The organism is Micromonospora sp. NPDC049203 (assembly GCF_043197215.1).
GTDB lineage: Bacteria > Actinomycetota > Actinomycetes > Mycobacteriales > Micromonosporaceae > Micromonospora.
Map to the genome: position 1 here is coordinate 36,072 of NZ_JBICSV010000016.1, position 18,837 is coordinate 54,908.

Consider the following 18,837-nt stretch of genomic DNA (forward strand, 5'->3'; position numbering starts at 1 on the left):
GCCGTCCGCCCGTGTCCGGGCAGGCTACGCACGCGAATCGAACACCTGTGCGAAGATGTCCAGGTGTCGAGCGAGGCCACCATCCTGCACGCCGACCTGGACGCGTTCTACGCCTCGGTCGAGCAGCGCGACGACCCCCGGCTGCGCGGCCGGCCGGTGATCGTCGGCGGCGGCGTGGTGCTCGCGTGCAGCTACGAGGCCAAGGCCCGGGGCGTGCGCAGCGCGATGGGCGGCCGGCAGGCGCGGCGGCTCTGCCCGGACGCCGTCGTCGTGCCGCCCCGGATGGCCGCGTACACGGCCGCCAGCCGGGCGGTGTTCGAGATCTTCCGGCACACCACCCCGCTCGTCGAAGGGCTCAGCATCGACGAGGCGTTCCTCGACGTGGGTGGGCTGCGGCGGCTCGCCGGGCCGCCGGCCGGCATCGCGGCCGCGCTGCGGGAGCGGGTACGCCGCGAGGTAGGCCTGCCGATCACCGTCGGCGTGGCCCGGACGAAGTTCCTCGCCAAGGTGGCCAGCGGCGTGGCCAAGCCGGACGGGCTGCTGGTGGTGGAGCCGGAGCGGGAACTGGCGTTCCTGCACCCGCTGCCTGTCGAACGGCTGTGGGGCGTCGGCCCGGTCACCGCCGCCCGGCTGCGCGAACGCGGCATCCGTACCGTCGGCCAGGTGGCCCGGCTGGACGAGCCGGCGGTGGTGTCGCTGGTCGGCGCGGGCGCCGGCCGGCACCTGCATGCCCTGGCGCACAACCGTGACCCCCGGGCGGTGCGGGTGGGCCGCCGCCGCTCGTCGATGGGCGCGCAGCACGCGCTGGGACGCGGGCCGCACTCCCCCGCCGACCTGGACGCGGTGCTGGCCGGCCTGGTCGACCGGGTCACCGGGCGGATGCGCGCCGCCCGGCGCACCGGCCGCACCGTGACGCTGCGGCTGCGCTTCGCCGACTACACCCGGGCCACCCGGTCGCACACGCTCGACGAGCCGACCGCGCAGACCGGGCCGCTGCGGACCGCCGCCCGTGACCTGCTGCGCGCCGCGCTGCCGCAGATCGCGGAACGTGGTGTCACGCTGCTCGGCGTCTCGGTGGGCAACCTCGGCGGCGGGCACACGCAGCTCGCCCTGCCGTTCATCGCCGACCCCGGCCCGGCGCTGGACGCCGCCGTCGACGCCGTGCGGGACCGCTTCGGATCACGGGCGCTGACCCGCGGCGTGCTGCTCGGCCGCGACCCCGGCGTCGAAACGCCCCGGCTGCCGGACTGACCGGGTCACTCCTCGATCGCGCCGCCCACCGCGCGCAGGTGCGCCCGGAACGTCAGCGCCGGGTCGGCCGTCCGGGCCGCCAGGTACGCGGCGAACCCGACCTGCTCGCGCAGCGACTGCCCGGCCCGGATCCGGTCGGCCTGCCGCCGCTCGGTGTCCCGGATGGACTCGGCCAGGCCGAACAGCTCCCCGGCCCGGTCGGCGGGTACGAACAGCACGCCGTCGTCGTCGGCCAGCGCCAGATCCCGCGGGCCGACTGTGAACGGGCCGACCCGGGCGTTCTCCAGCGCCCCGTCCGGGCGCGGGTCCAGTTCCAGCGGCCCGCTCGGGGTGGCGCCGAGGCTGAACACCGGCAGGCCGACCGCGACCAGGTCGGCGGTGTCGCGGTGCGCGCCCCACACCACCAGCCCGGCCAGGCCGGCGGCCCGCGCCTCCAGCACCACCAGGTCACCGACGCAGGCCCGGTCGGTGCGCCCGCCGTCGTCGACGACGAGCACGTCCCCGTCGGCGGCCTGCTCGATCGCCTCCAGGAAGACGTCCACGCTGCCGGCGTGCCGGGCCGGGCGCACCGGGCCGGCCAGGCGCCGGCCGGGCAGCACCGGGACGACGGCGGCCGGGGCGCAGCGGACGGCGACGCCGGCGCGCAGGCAGGCGTCGGCGACGTGGGCGGTGCTCAGCGCGGCGAAACGCGTGGCCGGCTCGTCGTGACGGATGTCCATACGCCGACGCTAGCCAGCCGCGGCGGCGCGGGCAGGTGCCAGTCGGCACCCGGTGGCGTGCGGGGCCGGCGGGCCGCCCCCGGGTTCCCGGCGCCGTGGCGGGTCAGCGCCCGAACGTGCGGTCGAGCAGGTCGAACAGGGCCGTCCAGTGCCGCCGCGTGGCCGGCTCGTCGTACATCGGGGTGTCCGACTGGGTGTAGCCGTGGCGGGCGCCGGCGTACACCTCGGAACGGTAGGTCACCCCGGCGGCGTCCAGCGTCTTCTCCAGCGTGGCGATCTGCTCGGCGGTCATCGACGGGTCGGCGTCGGCGTGCCCGAAGTACAGTTCGCCGGTCACCGCGCCGACGGCCAGGTGCGGGCTGTCCGGGGCGTCGGTGACCACCCGCCCGGCGTGGAACGCGGCCACCGCGGCGATCCGGTCCGGGAGCGCCTCGATCGCGCGCAGCGCGTTCGTGCCACCCATGCAGTAGCCGGTGATCACCGCCGGGCCCGGCGCGACATCCGGGCGGGCGGCGAGGAAGTCCAGGTAGGCGACGGTGTCGCGGGCCACCGCATCCGGCGTCAACGCGGCCATCATCGGCCCGATCCGCTCGAACAGGGCGGCCCGGCGGCTGTCGTCGGCGAGCGCGCCGAGGTCGACCAGCGGCGCGCGCCCGGAGCGGTGGAACAGGTTGGGGGCCAGCACCACGTAGCCGCGTGCGGCGATCATGGCGGCCATCTCCGCCACCCGGGGCCGCAGCCCGAACGCGTCCATGAACAGCAGGACGGGCGGGAAGGGCCCGGCGGCCTCCGGCACGGCCAGATAGGCGTCGGCCGTCCCGTCCGGGGTGGGCACGTCCACGGTCGTCGGCTGCACTGTCGGGGCCTCCTCGCTGCGGGTTCGCGCTGCACGCTACCCGGGCTCGGCGACGCCGGCACCCCGAGGGCTGACCGGCCGTTTGCGGAGGTCCAGGGCGGGAATCCCGCACTCCCGGCGGAGGAAGGCGGCGAGATGGACCATGATCAGTTCATCGACGCGGTGGCCCAGCGGTGCGGCGCGTCCACCGAGCAGGCCACCGCGATCACCCGGGCCACGTTGACCACGCTGGCCGAGCGCATCGACGGCGGGGAGGCCCGCGACCTCGCGGACCGGCTGCCGGAGGCGCTCCGGGCGTACGCGTTCGGCCCGGTCGAGGACGCCGAGCCGTTCGGGCTCGACGTGTTCGTGGAGCGGGTGAGCGGGCGCGCCGACGTGGACGCCGACGCCGCCCGGGACGGGGTCACCGCGGTGTTCGACGTGCTGCGCGACGCCGTCGACCCGGCCGCCTACGCCCAGGTCGTCGGGCAACTCCCGGCCGAGTACGGCGAGGTCGCCGACCAGAGCGCCAGGTATCTGACCGGTCAGTGATCCGGGCTGTCCGGGCGGGCCATCAGCCGCAGCGCGTTCGGGTCCAGGCCGATGCGGACCGGGGTCCGCCCGTAGGGCTCGCCGTCGACCTCGATGCGGGCCGGCCGGTCGGTGTCCAGCCACAGCTGGCGTACCGCCAGGAACGGCTCCTCGCCGAGCGTGCGGCGGTGGCCGGCCGCCGCGTTGCGCGCCGTCTCGCGCAGCAGCCCGCGCCGGGTCGGCCCACCCACCGGGTACGCGACCAGCAGCCGGTCATCGGCGGTGGCGTCGGCGGTGATCGGGCGGCCGGCGTGGAAGCCGCCGTTGGCCACGTACACCTGGTGGGTGGTGAAGGTGTGCTCGCGGCCCTCGGCGCGGACCGTCACGGCCAGCGGCCGGTGCCGGGCCAGCAGCCCCAGCCCGGTCAGCGGATACGCGAGCCGCCCGGCGACCCGTTTCAGCCGCGGCGGCGCGGCCCGCATGATGTCGGCGGACAGCCCGATCCCGACGTGGTTGGTGAACCGGGTGTCACCGATCAGGCCCAGGTCGACGTCGATCACCTTCCCGTCGGTGAGGATGCCGATCGCGGCGTCCAGGTCGAGGGGGACGCCGACGGTGCGGGCGAAGTTGTTCGTGGTGCCCAGCGGCAGCAGGCCCATCGCGACGTCCCGGTGGGCGAGCAGCCGGGCCGCCGCGCCGACGGTGCCGTCGCCGCCGCCGGTGACAAGCAGGTCCGGGCCCAGCCCGGCGGCCTCGGCGAGCACCCGGTCCAGTTCGCCGGGCCGGTCCACGGGGTACGCGCCGAGCAGCGTGAACCCGGCCGCGCGCAGGCGCGAGTGGACGGTGTCGTAGAGCCGCCGGCCACGGCGGGAGTGGGCGTTGACCACGAGCGCCGCCCGCCGCCGTTCCCGGATCGCCGTCGACAGCTCCTGCTTGGTCCGCACGGTTGCGACAGTAGCCGCCCCCGCGGTCGTGGGCCGGTTGCGCTGCCGACGTTGACGGGGTTGGTTATCGTCGCGGCGGCCGTGATCGTCGATCTTCGAGGGGATGTCCAGATGAGCCAGCCGGCAGCGCCGCAGGCGACAGCGCCAGTGCCCCCGACCGCACAGCCGAACAGTACGGGCCGGACCCTGATCGGGCTGGCGCTGATCGTACCGGCGGCGATCGCCTGGATCTGGTCGTACGTCCTGCCGGCGCTGTCCACAGTGGCTCGCAGCTTCCAGGGTGACGGGCCGCGCAGCTCGGGCGAGTCGGTCGGTACGGCGAACTACGAGGCCGCCTTCACCTCCGGGTTCGTCGGCCAGGTCGGGTTCGCGGTGCTGCTCGGGCTGATCCCGCTGGTGGTGGCGCTGCTCGCCGCGCCGCTGCTCGCCGTCCTCGCCGACCGGGCCGGCCGGGTCGCACGCCTTGTCACCCGGGGCGTGCTGGCCCTGCCGCTCGCCGCGTACGCGCCGGTCGCGGTGTTCCTCGGCCGGCGCGCCGAGGGCATCGAGGACGGCACCCTCACCCAGGATCTGCAGTCCCCCCGGGCGTTCCTCGTCTCGGCGCTGGCACAGGTGACGTTCGGGCTGGTCGTCGCGGTGGCCGCGACCGTCTACCTGAGCGCCCTGCGCCGCCGCGACCCCGACCAGCGACCCGCGCCGGCCATGCTGGCTGTCGGCGGGCTGCTCGGCCTGGGCGTCCTCGCCGCCACCCTGCAGACCTACACGGCCCCGTACATCCTGACCGGCGGCGGACCGCGCGGCGACGACACGGCGACGCCGGTGTTCACCGCCGTGCAGACCACCTTCCGGACGATGCGCTTCGGTGTCGGGTCCGCGACGTCAACGCTGCTGCTGGTGCTGCTCGGGCTGCTCGGGCTGGCCGCGGTGGCGCTCATCCTGGTCACCCGGCTGCGCATCGAGTTCGACGGCTGGCGGGACCGCCCGGCCGACCGGGAGGCGGAGTCCTACTCCGGCCGCCGTCCGCTGTTGGTCGGCCTGACCGCTGTCGCGCTCGTCGTCGTCCTCGGCGTGACCGTCTGGGCGTTGTCGCCGTGGCTGGGGAACCTCTCCTCCGACACCGGGCCCCTGCCCAAGGGGGTCGAGACGTCGAACCTGTTCGCCAACACCTGGGTGCCGCCGCTGCTGTCCACACTCGTCGCGGTCACGCTCGCCGCGCTGGCCGGGTTCGGGATCGGCGCGCTGCGACCGCTCGGACGCTGGAGCGAACTGCTGCTGGTGCCGTTCGCGCCCTGGTTGTTCGTCGGTGCCGGCCCGCTGGCCATCGCCAATTTCGAACGCACGATGGAGCGCGAACAGCTGGGCCTGTTCCTCGGCCTGGTGCCGCCCACCTGGCTGTCGGTGCCCGCGCTGTTCGCGTTCACGCTGCTGTTCCGGGGCCAGCACGAGCGGTGGCGCTCCGGCGGCGGCGTCGTCCGTACGCTGCTGCTGCCGGCGCTGCCGATGCTGGCCGTGACCGCGTTGCCGACCTGGCTGACGCACGCCCAGTCGCCGCTGTGGGCGACGCTGGTGGGCCGGGGCCCGGACAGCCTCACCGCTCCCGCGCTGGTGAACATGATCGCCAGCCGCGCCTTCGGCGCCGGGGGCGAGCTTCCGCTGGGCCTGGTCCTGCCGCTGCCCATGCTGATCCTGTTCGTGTTGCTGTTCGTCGCGCTCATGGTCGGCTACGTGGATCGGCTCGCCATCCGGGTGGGGCGGCGCGGCGGCGCGGACGCGCCACCCGCCGGTGCGGGCGAGGCCGTCGGCAAGGTCACCGCATAGGGAAACCCCCGATTACGGGCGGTGACGTCGCGCCTAGCGTCGCTGGCATGGCAACTGACGCGCTCACACCGGCCCGGACCGCCCGCCTCCACCGCGCCCGCCTGGCGCTGCCCCTGGTGCTGCTCGCCCTGCTGGCGCCGGCCGGGTGCGACTCCGGCGGCGACGTGCTCGACGGGGGCTCGGCCGACTCCGTGGCGGGCGAGGACGGCGGCGACGCCGACGCGGGTGCGGTGGACGACGTCCGGCCGCCGTGCCCGTTCACCGCCGCCCAGGTCTCCGAACTGGTCGACCGGAAGCTGCGCGACGAGGGCAACTGCTCGTTCGGCGACGGCATCGCCCAGCTGGCGGTCACCACGGCCTCGGCCACCGCCGGCAAGGCCACCTACGACTACCAGCACGAGCAGGCCGGCCAGCAGTACGAGAAGGTCGTCGACCTGGACCGGGGCGAGCGGGGCTACCTCGCGGTCAAGGACGTACGCGGCGAGGCGGTGCTGATCGACGGCAGGGGCACGTACACGGTGACCATCAGCAGCTTCGGCGGCGGCACGGCCGGCAACGAACAGATCCTGCGTCGCGCCCTCGACGCGATCCCGGCCTGAGCGGGGCAGCCATGCGAACCCGCCGACTGACAGCGCTCGCGCTGGCCGCGATCCTGTTCACCGCGTCCGCCGGCTGCGGCGGCGACGAACCGCCGGCTGCCGGTGGCGCCGCACCCGGTACGGGCACGCCGGTCGCGGACCCGACCGGGGCGGCGCCGGCCGAGCCGAGCGCCGAACCGGTGGACGGCGCCGCCGATGCGCCGCAGGCGTGCACGCTGGTGTCGAAGGACGACGCCGAGCGCCTCGCCGGCACGCCGCTGGAGGAACCGGTGGTGGCTGGGCAGTCCTGCACCTACACCGGGCCGACGAGCGGGCCGACCGCCCAGGTCGAGGCGTTCGTGGGCGAGGGTGCCAAGAAGTACCTCGACATCGAACGGCAGCTCGGGCACGAGATCCGCGAGCTGCCCGGCGTGGCCGACGAGGCGCTGCTCACCTATGAGGCGTTCTTCCTGCGCAAGGGCGACCTGTGGGTCGCGGTGCGGCTGGTGCGGCTCAACGACCCGCAGGAGAACAAGGCGCCGCTGGAACGGCTCGCCCGTACCGTCGCCGGCCGGATGTGAGGCGGCCGGTGCGTGGCCGTCGTCTGCTCGCGGCCGGAGTGGCGGTGCTGCTCGTGGTGACCGGCTGCGGCGGCGGTCCCGCGCCCGGCCCGGCCGAGGCGGGCGACGGGGAGCAGACCCGATACGGGCAGGCCCCGGCGCCGGGCAAGGACGTCACGCTGCAACCGGACGTGGTGCTGGTCGGTGGCGGCAGCCGGACCGTGCGGTCGGTGAGCCCGGACGGGCTGACCTGGCGGCTCGACCCGGACGCGCGGGACGCCGACCGGCTCGCGCCCGGCCGCGTCATGTTCCTCACCGGACGCGGCGTGGGCCGGGTGCTCGACCTGGCGGAGGACGGCGGCGACCTGGTCGTCACGATCGGGCCGGTCACGCTGACCGAGGTGATCCGGGACGGCACGTTCGGCGGCGACGCCGTCACGCTCGACCGCCCGACCGTCTACGTGGCGGGTGAGCCGTCGTGGACCCGGGAGGTCGCGGCGGCAGGTGGCACGCTCGGCCGCTCCGGTCCGCTCGCCGTCACGCCCGCGCAGCCGCCACCCGCGCCGGGCGGGCAGGCGGGCGCCACCGCCCACGGCTACCGGGTACGGACGTTCTGCTGCGCCGGTGGCGTCGGCACGCACTTCACGTACGACGACGGCGGGCTCCGGCTGGCCGGCACCGTGACACTGACGGTCGGGCGGCCCACCGCGTCGTTCCACCTGGCCATCGGCGCCGGCCGGGTGAACCGGGCCGAACTGGAGATCGGTGGCGGCTTCGGCATCAGGGTGGACTTCACCGCCGGCGTCGACGGCGGGCAGAACCACCGCCGCACGTTCCCGGTCCCGGTCGACATCGCGTTCCCGATCGGGCTGGTCGCCGGCCTGCCGCTGTCGTTCACGGTGAACCAGACGCTCGAGGTGGCCACCGCGTTCGGCGCGCGCCGGGGCACGTTCCGCGGCGCCGGCGAGTACGCGCTCGCGGGCAAGCTCGGGTTCGGCTACGCAGGCGGCCAGGTGGGCTCGCGCGTGACGGAGGGCTTCGCCCGCCGGGTGAGCCTGCTCGACTCGCTCACCGGCGTGCCGGTGGGTGTGATGGGACTGGTCGTCCGGCACGGCGTGCGGTTCACCATGGGGATCAGCGCGTTCCTGTTCACCGCCGGGATCTGGTTCGAGCTGGTCACCTCGTACGGTGCCACGATCGGTTCCGCGCTCGGTGCCCCGTACGCGCTGTGCCGGGGCGTCGGGCTCGGTGTGCGGGCGCGGTTCGGCATCGGCTACCGCATCCTCGAACCCGTCGTCCAGGTGATCAACAAGTTCCTCAGCCTGCTCAGCCCGTCCCGGGCGCCACGGATACCGCCGATAGTGGCGGCGGGCGGGCCGAGCTGGAGCGCCGACGTCTACCGCAACCAGGAGGTGATCCCGCCCGTCTCGATATGCGGACAGCTTCCGGGCTAGGCCGCGCCGACGCTGGGTTCGGGGGCGCGGCTGTGCCACCATCCCGCCATGGACGCCGCACTGGTCGGCCGCGACGCGGTCGTCGAGCGGGTGTGGCGTGCCCTGACCGCCGGTACGCCGGTGCTGCTCGACGGTCCGAGCGGCATCGGCAAGACCGCGCTGTGGCGAGCGGTGGTCGCCCACGCCGGGCGGGCCGGCTGGCGGGTGCTGTCCACCGCGCCCACCGAGGCGGAGACCGCGCTGCCGTACGCGGCGCTGGCCGACGTGCTGCGCCCGCTCGCCGACGCCCTGCCGGGGCTGCCCGCGCCGCAACGGGTCGCCGCCGACATGGTGCTGCTGACCGGCGAGCACGACGGCGCGGTGGACGAGCGGGCGGTGGGCGCGGCCACCCGTACGCTGCTCGACGCGGCGGTCACCGGCGCGCCCCGGGTACTGCTCGCGGTCGACGATCCGCAGTGGCTGGACCCGCCGAGCGCCCGGGCGCTGCGGTTCGCGCTGCGCCGGCTGACCCGGTGGCCCGCCGTCCTGGCCACCCACCGCACCGGGAACAGCCCGCCGGTCCCGGTGCCGCTCGGGCTTGACGACGACCCGGCCGGACGGCACCGGCTGCTACGCGCCGACGTGCCACCGCTCCCCCCGCCCGACCTGCACCGCGTCCTGGCGGCCCGGCTCGGCGGCACGCTCAGCCGCCCGCTCACCGACCGGCTGGCCCGCGACGCCGGCGGCAACCCACTGCTCGCCATCGAACTGGCCCGGGCGGTGCTGCGGCTGCCCCGCCCGCCCGCGCACGACGAGGACCTCCCCGTACCGTCGTCGTTGCGCCTGCTGCTCGCCGAGACGCTGCGGGCGCTGCCCGGCCCGAGCCGGGACGCGGTGCGGCTGGCCGCGCTGCTGACCGTGCCGACGCCGCGGGACCTGGCGGCGGCGGGCGTGCCGGCCGGGGCGCTGGACGCGGCCGAGGACGCCGGGCTGGTGGTGGTCGCGCCGAGCCGGATCGACTTCGCGCACCCCCGGTACGCGGCGGCGGTGCGCGAGAGCATCCCGCCGGGCGCCCGGCGGCGCCTGCACGCGCTGCTCGCGGACGCGGTCGCCGACCCCGACGAGCGGGCCCGGCACCTGTCCCGGTGCACCGTCACGCCGGACGCCGCGGTCGCCGCCGACCTGGCCGCCGCGGCGGCCCGGCAGCGGCTGCGCGGCGCGTCAGCGCTCGCCGCCGACTGGTACGACCGGGCGGCCGAGCTTACCCCGCCGGCGGCGACCGCCGACCGGAACCGGCGCCGCCTCGACGCGGTGCAGTGCCGCATCGACAGCGGCGACTACGCGGCGGCCGGCCGGGCCGCCGAGGCGGCGGCCGGCGAGCTGACCGGCGCCGAGCGGGGCGAGGCCCTGCTGTTGCGCGCGCTCGTCGCCTGGTGCGCCGACGACCTGGTCACCGCCGTGCGCGTGGCCGAGCAGGCGCTCGCCGCCGCCGGGCCGGACGGGGACCTGGCCGGGCGCATCCACACCCACCTGACCATGTTCCACGACCAGCCGGAGACCGCCCGCCGGCACGCGCGCGCGGCGATCACCCGGCTGTCCGACCGGGACGAGCACCGCCCGCTGCTCACCGCCGCGCTGCTGCTGCTGTTCTTCCACGAGGTACGCGCCGGCGGCCCGACCCCCGTCGACCTGCTGGAACGGGCGCTGGCACTGGAGGCGGGTGAACCGTCCTACCTGGCCGGTTCGGTGCCGGCGATCTGGTGGAAGGCGGTCGACGACCACGACCGGGCGCGGGCCCGGCTGCACCTGATGCTGGACCTGGCGGTGGCGCGCGGCGACGACCCGCTGCGGCACGAGGTGCTCACCCACCTCGGCGAGACGGAACTGCTGGCCGGGCGGTTCGCCGAGGCCGGCACGCACATCGCCGCGGCGCGGGATCTGGGTGAGCAGCTGGGCACCGGGCTGGTGGGCGAGAGCTGGCTGGCCGGCATGCTCGACGCGCACCGGGGACGGCTGGCGCGGGCGGGCGCCGCCGCCGACGGGTTGCGCCGCGACGACGACCTCGGCGACGCGTGGAGCCGCCGGCTGCACCACCAGCTCACCGGCCTGGTGGCGCTGGCCTCCGGCGAGTGGGCCACCGCCGCGACGGCGTACGGCGCGCTCGCCGCCGACCTGGACGGGTCGGGCATCGCCGAACCGTTGGGGCAGCGCTTCGAACCCGACTGGATCGAGGCGTGCGTGGGCGCCGGTGACCTGGACACCGCGCACGCCGCGCTGGACCGGCTGGCCCGCCGCCACCGCCGGCTGCCGCGCCCGTGGACGACGCTCGGGCTGGCCCGCAGCCGGGTGCTGCTGGCCGGGGCGACCGGCGCGGACCCGGGCGACGCGCTGGACGCGCTGGCCCAGGCCCGGGCGGCGGTGCCGGAGACGGTGCTGCCGCTGGACCGGGCCCGCTGCCTGCTCGCCGCCGGGCGCGCGTACCGGCGGGTCCGTCGCCGGCGGGAGGCGCGGGCGGCGCTGGACGCGGCGGTGGCCGAGTTCGACGCGCTCGGCGCGTCCGCGTTCGCCGACCGGGCGCGGGCGGAGCTGGGCCGCGTCGGCGCCCGCACCCCGGCACCGACGGCGCTGACCGCCACCGAGGAGCGGGTCGCCCGGCTCGCCGCGCGGGGCCAGACCAACCGGCTCATCGCCGACGCGCTCTACATCAGCCCGAAGACGGTGGAGGCCAACCTGGCCCGGGTCTACCGCAAGCTGGGCATCGCCAGCCGCGCCGAGCTGGGCGCGGCGATGGGCCGCCCGCCGGGCGACTGAGGCGGTCAGGACACGGCGAGCGCGTCCAGGTGCGCGCCGAGCAGTTCCCGGGCACGCCCGGGCGGCATCCGGTCCGGGTAGAGCAGCGTGTGCAACGCGAGCCCGTCGAGCAGGGCGTGCAGCCGGGCGACGGCGTCCTGGTCGGCGACCGGCTCCCCGGTGACCAGCGTGACGGCGAACTCGACGGCCCGGCGGATGCCGTCGTCCGCCTCGGCCGTCCGGGCCCGCGCGACCGGGTCGCTCTGGGCGCGCGCGGCGAGCAGCAGCCACACCTCGGCCTCACGGACGCGCTGGCGGTCAAGGGGCAGCAGTTGCTCCAGGATCCGCTGGGCGACCTCACGCGGGCTGCCGGTGCGGTCGCCGGTGGCGATCCGCTCGGCCGCCTCGGCCTGCACGTGCTCCATGGCGAACACCAGCAGCTCGGTCTGGGTGGCGAAGTAGTGCCGCAGCGCGCTCGGCGACCAGCCGGCCTCGGCGGCGATGCTGCGCACCGTGGCGGCGCCGACGCCGTCGCGGTAGACGACCCGCCACATCGCCCGCGCCAGCTCGGCACGGCGCGCGTCGTGGTCGACGATCTTGGGCACGGGCCCCTCCGGAACCTCGTTGACGGCCGCTGTTACGGTTATCGCACAGCGTACTAAAAAGGGGGCCGCATGCTCGTCGCAGTGATCGTCGGATGCGAGGTGGCGTTCTGGGTGGTGCTGCTCGCCGGATTGATCGCCCGTTACCCGCTGCGACGGCCCCGCCTCGGCGCCGCCCTGCTGATCGCCGTGCCAGTGGTCGACCTCGTGCTGCTGGCCGCCACGATGATCGACCTGCGCCGGGGCGCGACCGCCACGTTCGCCCACGGCCTCGCCGCCGCGTACCTCGGGTTCTCGGTGGCGTTCGGGCACAGCATGGTGCGCTGGGCCGACCAGCGGTTCGCGCACCGGTTCGCCGGCGGCCCTCCCCCACGCCGGGCACCCCGGTACGGGATGGCGCGGGCCCGGTACGAGTGGCGCGAGTGGGGCAAGGGCATGCTCGGCTGGGCGGTCGCCTGCGCCGTGCTGCTCGCCGGCATCGCCGTGGTCGGCGACACCGACCGCACCGCCGAGCTGTGGGCCTGGGCCGGCCGGCTCACCGTGGTGATGGCCGCCTGGCTGGTGTTTTGGCCGGTCGCCTACACCGTCTTCCCGAAGCGGGCGCCGCGCGACGCGTGACGCTCACCCCTTAGGCGCGGCGGGGCCGGGCGGTCAGATGGCGTCCGGCCAGGCGGCGCGGACCAGTGCGGGCAGCACCTCGCCGGCCGGGCCGCGCAGGTTCACCGCGCAGATCGCGTCCAGCGGCGTCGGCACCGGGTTCACCTGCACCACCGGGACACCGAGGCGGGCCGCGACGAGGGGGATCTCGGCGGCCGGATGGACGAGCGCCGAGGTGCCGACAGTCAGCAGCAGGTCGCACGTGGACGCCGCCTCGACGGCCGCGCTCAGCGCGGCCTCCGGCAGCGCCTCGCCGAACCACACCACCCCGGGACGCACCGGCGCGTCGCAGCCGGCGCAGGCGGGCGGTGTCAGCGGCCCGTCCGGCGGTGCCGGCGCGTGCGGTTCCGGCCCGGCGTGCTGGACCGGCGGGCCGGCGGGTGGCGGCAGGTCGGACGGCAGCGGCGCGGGGCGGGCGCAGGCCGAACAGCGGGGCGCGAACAGGCTGCCGTGCAGGCGTACCGGAGCCGGCACACCACCGCGCTCGTGCAGGTCGTCGACGTTCTGGGTGATCACCACGGTCTTCGGCAGCCGGGCCCGGATCGCGGCCACGGCCAGGTGTCCCGGGTTCGGCCGGGCCCGGCGCACCCCGTGACGGCGTGCCTCGTACCAGCCCCAGACCAGGGCCGGGTCGGTGCGGAACGCGGCGGGGGTCGCCAGCTCCCGCGGGTCGTACCGCTGCCAGAGGCCGGTCTGCGCGTCGCGGAACGTCGGCACACCGCTCTCGGCCGACATGCCGGCGCCGGTGAACACCACCGGACGCCGGGCGGCGGCGAGCAGCCGGCCCGCCTCGGCCAGCTCCGTCCCGCTCACACGTCCACCGTCAGCCGCACGTCGACCCGGTCGCCCAGTTCGATCCCCTCGGCCCGGCGCGCGGCGACGCGCAGCGGCACGACGTAACGGCCGTCCTTGGGCCACAGGGACGTCCGCCAGCCGGTGCCGCCGATGCGCACAGTCACCGGGATCATGCCCCAGCCGTAGGTGACCGACGCGGAGGCGGCCTCGATCGCCGCGCTCTGCTCGTCGGGCACCGTGACGAAGTGGTACGGCGCCGGGCCGCGCCAGAACCACACCTCGCCGCTGAACGCCAGCTCCATCCGGTCAGGATAGGGGCCGGGACCGACGTAACCCGAGCAGCCGCAGCCCGGCCGCCGTCACCCAGGCGAACAACGGGAACACGGCGACACGCTCCATGCCGCCCACCCCGATGCCGGTGTCCACCCGGGACAGGAACAGCACGGTGCCGGCGAGCCCGAGCAGGCCCAGGAGGGCGCTGACCGCCCGCAGCTCGCGCAGCAGCGGCGACCGGCCGAGCGCGGCGGCGAACAACGCCGCGTTGCCGAGCGCGAAGACCAGCAGCGCGCCCAGCACGTGAAAGTTCTCGTCCACGTCCGCCGGATAGGCTCCGGCCAGCACATACCCGAAGCCGGCGGCCACGATCGACACGACGGCGACGGCCGCGGCGCGGCCCGGGCGCAGCGCGCGGTGTGCGAGCGGCGCGCCGAGCGCGAGCAGCAGCCCGGCGCCGACGAACACGGCGTTCATGGCCGGGTGCCACGGCGAGCAGACCGGACGCGGCCGGCTGGTGTCCCACACGCCGCAGGTGACGTTGCCGAGGTCGCTGATGTTGTGCTCAGCCCAGCTGAACCGGGGTTGCTCCCAGGCCAGGCCGACGAGCACGTTGGCGGCCAGGAACGACGCGGTGGCGAGCAGCCAGCAGGCGCCCGCGAGACGGTTTCTCACCCGCCGAGTGCACCGCCTCGGGGCGCCCCGGCGCACGGGGCGTGGCGGGCCGGTTCGGGGTAGGGCCAGACCTACCCGCAGAGCGGGGTCCAGCCGGCTGGGCCGGGGGGTGCGGCCTGGCTAGCGTCGAGCCATGACCGTTGATCAAGGGCTGGCCGGTGCGCTGCGCGGTCGCCGCTACCTGCTGTCCGCGTGGCCGTGGCGGGCCTTCGCGTACGCCGTCACGACGCTGCCCCTGGCCGGCGCGGCGACGATCGGCGCCGCCGTGGTCGCCGCGCCACTGCTGCTGGTGGCCGGCGCGCTGCGGCAGGGCCGGCCGGTCGACACGAGAGCGCTGGCGGTGCTGGCCGTGCTGGCGCTGCTGACGGTGGCGCTGGCCCCGCTGGCCGGTGCGCCGGTGGCGGCGGTGGAGCGGTGGCGCCTCGGCGTGGCCGACGACCGCCCGGTGACCGCGCCGAGGTGGCGTGGGCTCGCTGCCCGCTTCACCACCGCCGCCGGGTGGCGGGAGGCCGCGTACCTGGCCGTGCTGGGGGTGGCGGTGCCGCTGGCGTACGCGATGTTCGGTGTGCTCGTGTTGCTGGACGCGGCGCTGGTGGCCGGTCCGTGGCTGGCCGGCGGCGAGGACCGGATCGTGCTGATCTGGGCGACTGTCGGCTCCCCGGCCGAGGCGGTGCCGTACGCGATCGCCGGCCTGCTCGCGGTCCCGGCCCTGGTCTACCTGGCCGGGCTGCTCGTAGCGGTCCAGGCGGAGGTGGCCCGCCGGCTGCTCGACGACGCGCCCGGCGCGACGGCGCTGCGCGAGGTGGCCCGGTCCCGGGCCCGCCTGGTGAGCGCCTACGAGGCCGAGCGCCGCCGCGTCGAGCGCGACGTGCACGACGGCGTGCAGCCGCGCCTGACCAGCCTCACCCTCCAGCTCGGGCTGGCCCGCCTCGACGTGCCGGACGACTCCCCCGCGGCGGGGCCGCTCGCGGCGGCGCACGAGCAGGCCAAGGAGCTGATGGTGACGTTGCGCGGGATCGTCCAGGGCATCCGCCCGCCGCAGCTCACCGAACTCGGCCTGGCCGCTGCCGTCGGCGACCTGGCCACCCGGTCGGTCGTCCCGGTCACCGTGCACGCCGACCTGACCCGCCCGGTGCCCGGGTTGGTGGAGACCACCGCCTGGTACGTGGTCTCCGAGACGCTCGGCAACGTCGCCCGGCACGCCGGGGCGAGGCGGGCCGAGGTGTGGCTGACCCGCGACGACCGGCGGCTGGTGGTGGAGGTGCGCGACGACGGCCGGGGCGGCGCCGACCCGGCGCGTGGCACCGGCCTGACCGGGCTCGCCGACCGGGTGGCGGCGGTGGACGGGCGGCTGTTGCTCTCCAGCCCGCCCGGTGGGCCTACCCTCGTGCGGGTGGAGCTGCCGTGCCGTCCGTGACCCGGGTCGTCCTGGCCGAGGACGAGGTGCTGCTCCGGGAGGGCCTGGTGGGCCTGCTGACCCGGTTCGGCTTCGCGGTGGACGCCGCCGTCGGCTCCGCCCCGGAACTGCTCGACGCGGTCCGCACGCACCGTCCCGACCTGCTGGTCACCGACATCCGGATGCCGCCGCAACACCGCGACGACGGCCTGCGCGCGGCGGTCGCGCTGCGCGCCGAACGCCCGGACCTCGCCGTGGTGGTGCTCAGCCAGCACGTGCAGAGCGGGTACGCCGCCGCGCTGCTCGACAGCGGCGACGGCAACCGGGTCGGCTACCTGCTCAAGGACCGGGTGGCCGACGTCGCGGAGTTCGCCGCGACACTGCGCCGGGTGGCGGCCGGCGGCACCGCCGTCGACCCGGACGTGGTGCGGCACCTGCTGCGCCGCCCGCGTGACCCGCTCGCCGCGCTGTCGCCGCGCGAGCGGCAGGTGCTGGGGCTGATCGCCGAGGGCCACTCCAACACCGCGATCGCGGCCCGGCTGCACGTCACCGAGGCGGCGGTCGGCAAGCACGTGGGCAACATCCTGGCCAAGCTCGGCCTGCCGCCGGACGAGGACACCAACCGGCGGGTGCTCGCCGTGCTCGCCTACCTGCGCGCGGCGGGCTGACCGGGCGCTACAGGCCCATCGGCACGGGGTCGGCGGCCAGCGCCCGGAAGCGCTCGCGCGGGTCGGGCACCAGCCGCCGCTCGGTGAGGTCGAGCAGGCCGCCGACGCCGCTCACCGAGGCGACCGGGGTGCCGTCGGCGCGGGTGAACTCCTGGCCGATCCGGAACGTCTTGCCCTCGCCCCAGTGGAACTCGCAGGTCACGTCGACCTCGTCGCCGCCGCGCAGCTCACGCAGGTAGCGCACCGTCACCTCCAGCGCGACCGGCCCGACCCCGCCGGCGAGCAGCCGGTCCTGGCCGATGCCGGAGGCGCGCAGGCACTCCCAGCGGGCGTGCTCGGCGTACTGGAGGTAGACCGCCTGGTTGAGGTGGCCCTGGGTGTCGAGTTCGTAGCCGCGCACGGTGACGCGTACCCGGAACGGATCTGCCATGCCGGCAGCCTAACCAGCGGCGTGGCGAAATCGGCGCGCGGTCCGGACAGCGCCGCCCCGGTCAGGCCGGCCAGGCGTGGCCGATCCCGTCGAGCAGCAGCACCACGCCCTCGGTGGCCGCCTCCCGGTCGCGGGAGATCTCCCGGTACTCCGGCGAGGTGGACCAGCGCTCGAAGTCCTCGCGGCTGTCGAACGACAGCAGGACCGCCTTCTGGTGCGGCCAGTCGCCCTCCACCACACGGGGGGCGGTGTCGGCGGCCAGCAGCTTCCCGCCGTAGCGGGCCAGCACCGGCGGGAAGGCGGCGGCATACCTGTCGTAGCGCGCCCGGTCGTGGATGGTGAGCTGTGCGAGGGCGTAGACGGTCACCGGCCCAGGCTACCGACCGCCCGAGGGCTGCGGTGTCGTCCGTCAGGTCGGCCCGGACGCCGTCGCGGCCCCGACGACTCTCCGTTGTGGTCTGGCGAGAACGGTGCTGACCTGCGGATACTGATGACAGGCTCGCGCCCGCCCCGCGCCGGGTGGGGGGAAAGAGGTGGGGCACATGATCGGACACGAGACCCAGCCGCAGGCCGTACCCGGGCCCCGCGGCACTCCGGAGGACCACCCGGCCCCACCCGCCGCGCCGGTTCCCCGCGCGGTGTGGCAGGTCCGCGTGCGGACCAAGCTCGACGACCTGTACGAGCAGCTCACCGCGCTGTCCCAGCGCGACCCCGAGCGGGTATCGGCGCTGCGCGCGCTGCTGTCGCCGGTGGAGGGGGTGCTCGGACGCAGCGGCGTGGTCGAGTGGTTGCGCGGCGGCAAGCTGGAGTACGCGTGGCAGACGATTCATGCCGTGGAGCGGGCCATGGTGGCGCTGCGCACCGGGGACGAGCTGATCGGGCTGCTGCCCGCGTACCGCAGCGCGGCGGCACAGGTCCTGCCGCCGGACGACAAGGTGTTCACCGACCTCGACCCGGTGGCCGGCGGGATGTCCGAGGCGCTGCTGCGCGCCCGGGTGCAGGGGCTGCTGACGCGCTACCACTCCGCCTCCGACGAGTTCCACGAGTCGGCCCGGCGGCTGCGGAACCGGATCCTGGGGCTGTCGGTGTTCGCGCTGGTGGCAGAGGTCCTGATGGTGCTGGTGCAGTGGCGCAGCACCGACGTGCGGCTGCTGGAGGCGCCGGGCGACGCCGGTGGCGTGCCGGCCTGGCGGTTGCTGTCCTTCGTGCTGATCGCCGGGGCGCTCGGCGCGTTCCTCAGCGCGCTTCCGTCGATGATCACCGCACGGTCCGGCGGGCTGCCCTACAAGCTGCCGTTCCAGCAGGGGCTGCTGAAGCTCGCCATCGGCCCGCTGGTGGCGTTGGTCGGGATCATGCTGGTCGTCGGCGGCCTGGTGGAGACCAGCGTGAGCAGCACCGCCGCGCTGCTCGGCCTGGCGATCGTGTTCGGCGCCGGGCAGCAGGCGGTCACCGCGTTCGCCGACCGGCGGGCGGCCGAACTGCTCGGCCCGGCGGCCAGGAGCTGATGCGGCGCGGCGGCAGCCCGGTCTGGGTAGCCTGATCCCATGATCTTCATTACCGCCAAGTTCCGGGTCCGCCCGGAAGACGCCGACAACTGGCCACGGATCGCCGCCGACTTCACCGCCGCGACCCGGGCCGAGCCCGGTTGCCTGTGGTTCGACTGGTCCCGCAGCCTGGACGACCCGACCGAGTACGTGCTGGTCGAGGCGTTCCGCGACGACGAGGCGGGCGCGGCTCACGTGCAGTCGGAGCACTTCCGGGCCGCCCAGCGCATGCTGCCGCCGCACCTGGCCGAGACGCCCCGGATCGTCAACGTGACGGTGCCGCAGCAGGACTGGTCGCGCCTGGGCGAGATGGCAGTGCCCGGCGACGCCTGACCGCT

21 protein-coding genes are annotated in these 18,837 nt (G+C 76.0%); 12 read left to right on the forward strand and 9 right to left on the reverse strand.

What is annotated here, in order from left to right:
- Nucleotides 1-63 precede the first annotated feature (63 nt).
- Nucleotides 64-1,251 (forward strand): DNA polymerase IV, encoded by a 1,188-nt coding sequence (gene dinB / locus ACGFIA_RS27695; protein ID WP_357390864.1) that lies wholly within the window; start codon nucleotides 64-66, stop codon nucleotides 1,249-1,251.
- Between the two features lie 5 nt (nucleotides 1,252-1,256).
- Here the strand turns inward: dinB and ACGFIA_RS27700 are convergent, their stop codons facing one another.
- Both ACGFIA_RS27700 and ACGFIA_RS27705 read right to left on the reverse strand, forming a co-directional pair.
- The gene (locus ACGFIA_RS27700) at nucleotides 1,257-1,970 is read right to left on the reverse strand and encodes an RraA family protein (RefSeq protein WP_357480118.1); all 714 of its coding nucleotides are present in this window, start codon (nucleotides 1,968-1,970) and stop codon (nucleotides 1,257-1,259) included.
- A 103-nt stretch (nucleotides 1,971-2,073) separates the two neighbouring features.
- Complete coding sequence (locus ACGFIA_RS27705) at nucleotides 2,074-2,826, reverse strand: dienelactone hydrolase family protein (RefSeq protein ID WP_357480115.1); 753 nt, start codon at nucleotides 2,824-2,826, stop codon at nucleotides 2,074-2,076.
- Nucleotides 2,827-2,961: 135 nt separating this feature from the next.
- On the opposite strand from ACGFIA_RS27705, the gene ACGFIA_RS27710 reads away from it, so the two are divergent.
- On the forward strand, nucleotides 2,962-3,357 hold the full coding sequence (locus tag ACGFIA_RS27710; RefSeq protein WP_357390870.1) for a DUF2267 domain-containing protein: 396 nt from the start codon (nucleotides 2,962-2,964) through the stop codon (nucleotides 3,355-3,357).
- Here ACGFIA_RS27710 and ACGFIA_RS27715 read toward each other — a convergent pair.
- Nucleotides 3,351-4,280, reverse strand: a complete 930-nt coding sequence (locus ACGFIA_RS27715) for a diacylglycerol kinase family protein (RefSeq protein ID WP_357390872.1) — start codon at nucleotides 4,278-4,280, stop codon at nucleotides 3,351-3,353. The genes ACGFIA_RS27710 and ACGFIA_RS27715 overlap by 7 nt on opposite strands.
- Nucleotides 4,281-4,391: 111 nt before the next feature.
- On the opposite strand from ACGFIA_RS27715, the gene ACGFIA_RS27720 reads away from it, so the two are divergent.
- Genes ACGFIA_RS27720 through ACGFIA_RS27740 form a run of 5 tightly spaced genes read left to right on the forward strand, consistent with a single transcriptional unit; the run spans nucleotide 4,392 to nucleotide 11,480 of the window.
- Nucleotides 4,392-6,098 carry a sugar ABC transporter permease gene (locus ACGFIA_RS27720; RefSeq protein WP_393262875.1) on the forward strand — a complete coding sequence of 569 codons (1,707 nt, stop codon included), beginning with the start codon at nucleotides 4,392-4,394 and terminating at the stop codon, nucleotides 6,096-6,098.
- A 47-nt stretch (nucleotides 6,099-6,145) separates the two neighbouring features.
- Complete coding sequence (locus ACGFIA_RS27725; RefSeq protein ID WP_357390876.1) at nucleotides 6,146-6,697, forward strand: hypothetical protein; 552 nt, start codon at nucleotides 6,146-6,148, stop codon at nucleotides 6,695-6,697.
- Between the two features lie 11 nt (nucleotides 6,698-6,708).
- Nucleotides 6,709-7,257 carry a hypothetical protein gene (locus ACGFIA_RS27730; RefSeq protein WP_357390878.1) on the forward strand — a complete coding sequence of 183 codons (549 nt, stop codon included), beginning with the start codon at nucleotides 6,709-6,711 and terminating at the stop codon, nucleotides 7,255-7,257.
- Nucleotides 7,258-7,265: 8 nt separating this feature from the next.
- The gene (locus ACGFIA_RS27735) at nucleotides 7,266-8,690 is read left to right on the forward strand and encodes a hypothetical protein (protein ID WP_393262879.1); all 1,425 of its coding nucleotides are present in this window, start codon (nucleotides 7,266-7,268) and stop codon (nucleotides 8,688-8,690) included.
- A gap of 48 nt (nucleotides 8,691-8,738) precedes the next feature.
- Nucleotides 8,739-11,480 carry an ATP-binding protein gene (locus tag ACGFIA_RS27740; RefSeq protein ID WP_393262882.1) on the forward strand — a complete coding sequence of 914 codons (2,742 nt, stop codon included), beginning with the start codon at nucleotides 8,739-8,741 and terminating at the stop codon, nucleotides 11,478-11,480.
- A gap of 5 nt (nucleotides 11,481-11,485) precedes the next feature.
- On the opposite strand, the gene ACGFIA_RS27745 is transcribed toward ACGFIA_RS27740, so the two are convergent.
- On the reverse strand, nucleotides 11,486-12,064 hold the full coding sequence (locus ACGFIA_RS27745) for a TetR/AcrR family transcriptional regulator (protein WP_357390886.1): 579 nt from the start codon (nucleotides 12,062-12,064) through the stop codon (nucleotides 11,486-11,488).
- Between the two features lie 69 nt (nucleotides 12,065-12,133).
- On the opposite strand from ACGFIA_RS27745, the gene ACGFIA_RS27750 reads away from it, so the two are divergent.
- A complete protein-coding gene (locus ACGFIA_RS27750; protein WP_357390888.1) occupies nucleotides 12,134-12,679 on the forward strand; it encodes a hypothetical protein in 546 nt (181 codons plus the stop codon).
- 33 nt (nucleotides 12,680-12,712) lie between these two features.
- Here ACGFIA_RS27750 and ACGFIA_RS27755 read toward each other — a convergent pair whose 3' ends face one another.
- The 3 genes from ACGFIA_RS27755 to ACGFIA_RS27765 are packed head-to-tail and all read right to left on the reverse strand — an operon-like array spanning nucleotide 12,713 to nucleotide 14,461.
- Nucleotides 12,713-13,531, reverse strand: a complete 819-nt coding sequence (locus ACGFIA_RS27755; RefSeq protein WP_357471462.1) for a Sir2 family NAD-dependent protein deacetylase — start codon at nucleotides 13,529-13,531, stop codon at nucleotides 12,713-12,715.
- On the reverse strand, nucleotides 13,528-13,815 hold the full coding sequence (locus ACGFIA_RS27760) for a DUF1905 domain-containing protein (protein WP_013286479.1): 288 nt from the start codon (nucleotides 13,813-13,815) through the stop codon (nucleotides 13,528-13,530). The genes ACGFIA_RS27755 and ACGFIA_RS27760 overlap by 4 nt, the downstream gene beginning before the upstream one ends.
- A gap of 4 nt (nucleotides 13,816-13,819) precedes the next feature.
- Nucleotides 13,820-14,461, reverse strand: a complete 642-nt coding sequence (locus ACGFIA_RS27765) for a DUF998 domain-containing protein (protein WP_357390892.1) — start codon at nucleotides 14,459-14,461, stop codon at nucleotides 13,820-13,822.
- Between the two features lie 133 nt (nucleotides 14,462-14,594).
- Between ACGFIA_RS27765 and ACGFIA_RS27770 the strand changes: the two genes are divergently transcribed.
- Nucleotides 14,595-15,878, forward strand: coding sequence for a histidine kinase (locus tag ACGFIA_RS27770; protein WP_357390894.1), 1,284 nt, complete (start codon nucleotides 14,595-14,597; stop codon nucleotides 15,876-15,878).
- Nucleotides 15,866-16,525, forward strand: coding sequence for a response regulator transcription factor (locus tag ACGFIA_RS27775; protein ID WP_357390896.1), 660 nt, complete (start codon nucleotides 15,866-15,868; stop codon nucleotides 16,523-16,525). Before ACGFIA_RS27770 ends, ACGFIA_RS27775 begins: the two co-directional genes overlap by 13 nt.
- 7 nt (nucleotides 16,526-16,532) lie before the next feature.
- Here the strand turns inward: ACGFIA_RS27775 and ACGFIA_RS27780 are convergent, their stop codons facing one another.
- Both ACGFIA_RS27780 and ACGFIA_RS27785 read right to left on the reverse strand, forming a co-directional pair.
- Nucleotides 16,533-16,955: a thioesterase family protein gene (locus ACGFIA_RS27780; RefSeq protein WP_357471459.1), complete on the reverse strand. Its 423-nt coding sequence runs from the start codon at nucleotides 16,953-16,955 to the stop codon at nucleotides 16,533-16,535.
- 61 nt (nucleotides 16,956-17,016) lie between these two features.
- A complete protein-coding gene (locus ACGFIA_RS27785; RefSeq protein WP_128138258.1) occupies nucleotides 17,017-17,322 on the reverse strand; it encodes a DUF1330 domain-containing protein in 306 nt (101 codons plus the stop codon).
- A 175-nt stretch (nucleotides 17,323-17,497) separates the two neighbouring features.
- Between ACGFIA_RS27785 and ACGFIA_RS27790 the strand changes: the two genes are divergently transcribed.
- Nucleotides 17,498-18,460, forward strand: a complete 963-nt coding sequence (locus ACGFIA_RS27790) for a hypothetical protein (RefSeq protein ID WP_357471456.1) — start codon at nucleotides 17,498-17,500, stop codon at nucleotides 18,458-18,460.
- Nucleotides 18,461-18,499: 39 nt separating this feature from the next.
- Nucleotides 18,500-18,832, forward strand: coding sequence for a putative quinol monooxygenase (locus ACGFIA_RS27795; RefSeq protein WP_357390903.1), 333 nt, complete (start codon nucleotides 18,500-18,502; stop codon nucleotides 18,830-18,832).
- Nucleotides 18,833-18,837: the final 5 nt, after the last annotated feature.

What these genes read in the sequence shown, in the direction of transcription:
- ACGFIA_RS27760 (WP_013286479.1), bottom strand. Translation starts at nt 13,815, where the DNA reads ATGGAGCTGGCGTTCAGCGGCGAGGTGTGGTTCTGGCGCGGCCCGGCG.
- ACGFIA_RS27720 (WP_393262875.1), top strand. Translation starts at nt 4,392, where the DNA reads ATGAGCCAGCCGGCAGCGCCGCAGGCGACAGCGCCAGTGCCCCCGACC.
- ACGFIA_RS27700 (WP_357480118.1), bottom strand. Translation starts at nt 1,970, where the DNA reads ATGGACATCCGTCACGACGAGCCGGCCACGCGTTTCGCCGCGCTGAGC.
- ACGFIA_RS27795 (WP_357390903.1), top strand. Translation starts at nt 18,500, where the DNA reads ATGATCTTCATTACCGCCAAGTTCCGGGTCCGCCCGGAAGACGCCGAC.
- ACGFIA_RS27740 (WP_393262882.1), top strand. Translation starts at nt 8,739, where the DNA reads ATGGACGCCGCACTGGTCGGCCGCGACGCGGTCGTCGAGCGGGTGTGG.
- ACGFIA_RS27750 (WP_357390888.1), top strand. Translation starts at nt 12,134, where the DNA reads ATGCTCGTCGCAGTGATCGTCGGATGCGAGGTGGCGTTCTGGGTGGTG.
- ACGFIA_RS27710 (WP_357390870.1), top strand. Translation starts at nt 2,962, where the DNA reads ATGGACCATGATCAGTTCATCGACGCGGTGGCCCAGCGGTGCGGCGCG.
- ACGFIA_RS27790 (WP_357471456.1), top strand. Translation starts at nt 17,498, where the DNA reads ATGATCGGACACGAGACCCAGCCGCAGGCCGTACCCGGGCCCCGCGGC.
- ACGFIA_RS27770 (WP_357390894.1), top strand. Translation starts at nt 14,595, where the DNA reads ATGACCGTTGATCAAGGGCTGGCCGGTGCGCTGCGCGGTCGCCGCTAC.
- ACGFIA_RS27725 (WP_357390876.1), top strand. Translation starts at nt 6,146, where the DNA reads ATGGCAACTGACGCGCTCACACCGGCCCGGACCGCCCGCCTCCACCGC.
- ACGFIA_RS27730 (WP_357390878.1), top strand. Translation starts at nt 6,709, where the DNA reads ATGCGAACCCGCCGACTGACAGCGCTCGCGCTGGCCGCGATCCTGTTC.
- ACGFIA_RS27780 (WP_357471459.1), bottom strand. Translation starts at nt 16,955, where the DNA reads ATGGCAGATCCGTTCCGGGTACGCGTCACCGTGCGCGGCTACGAACTC.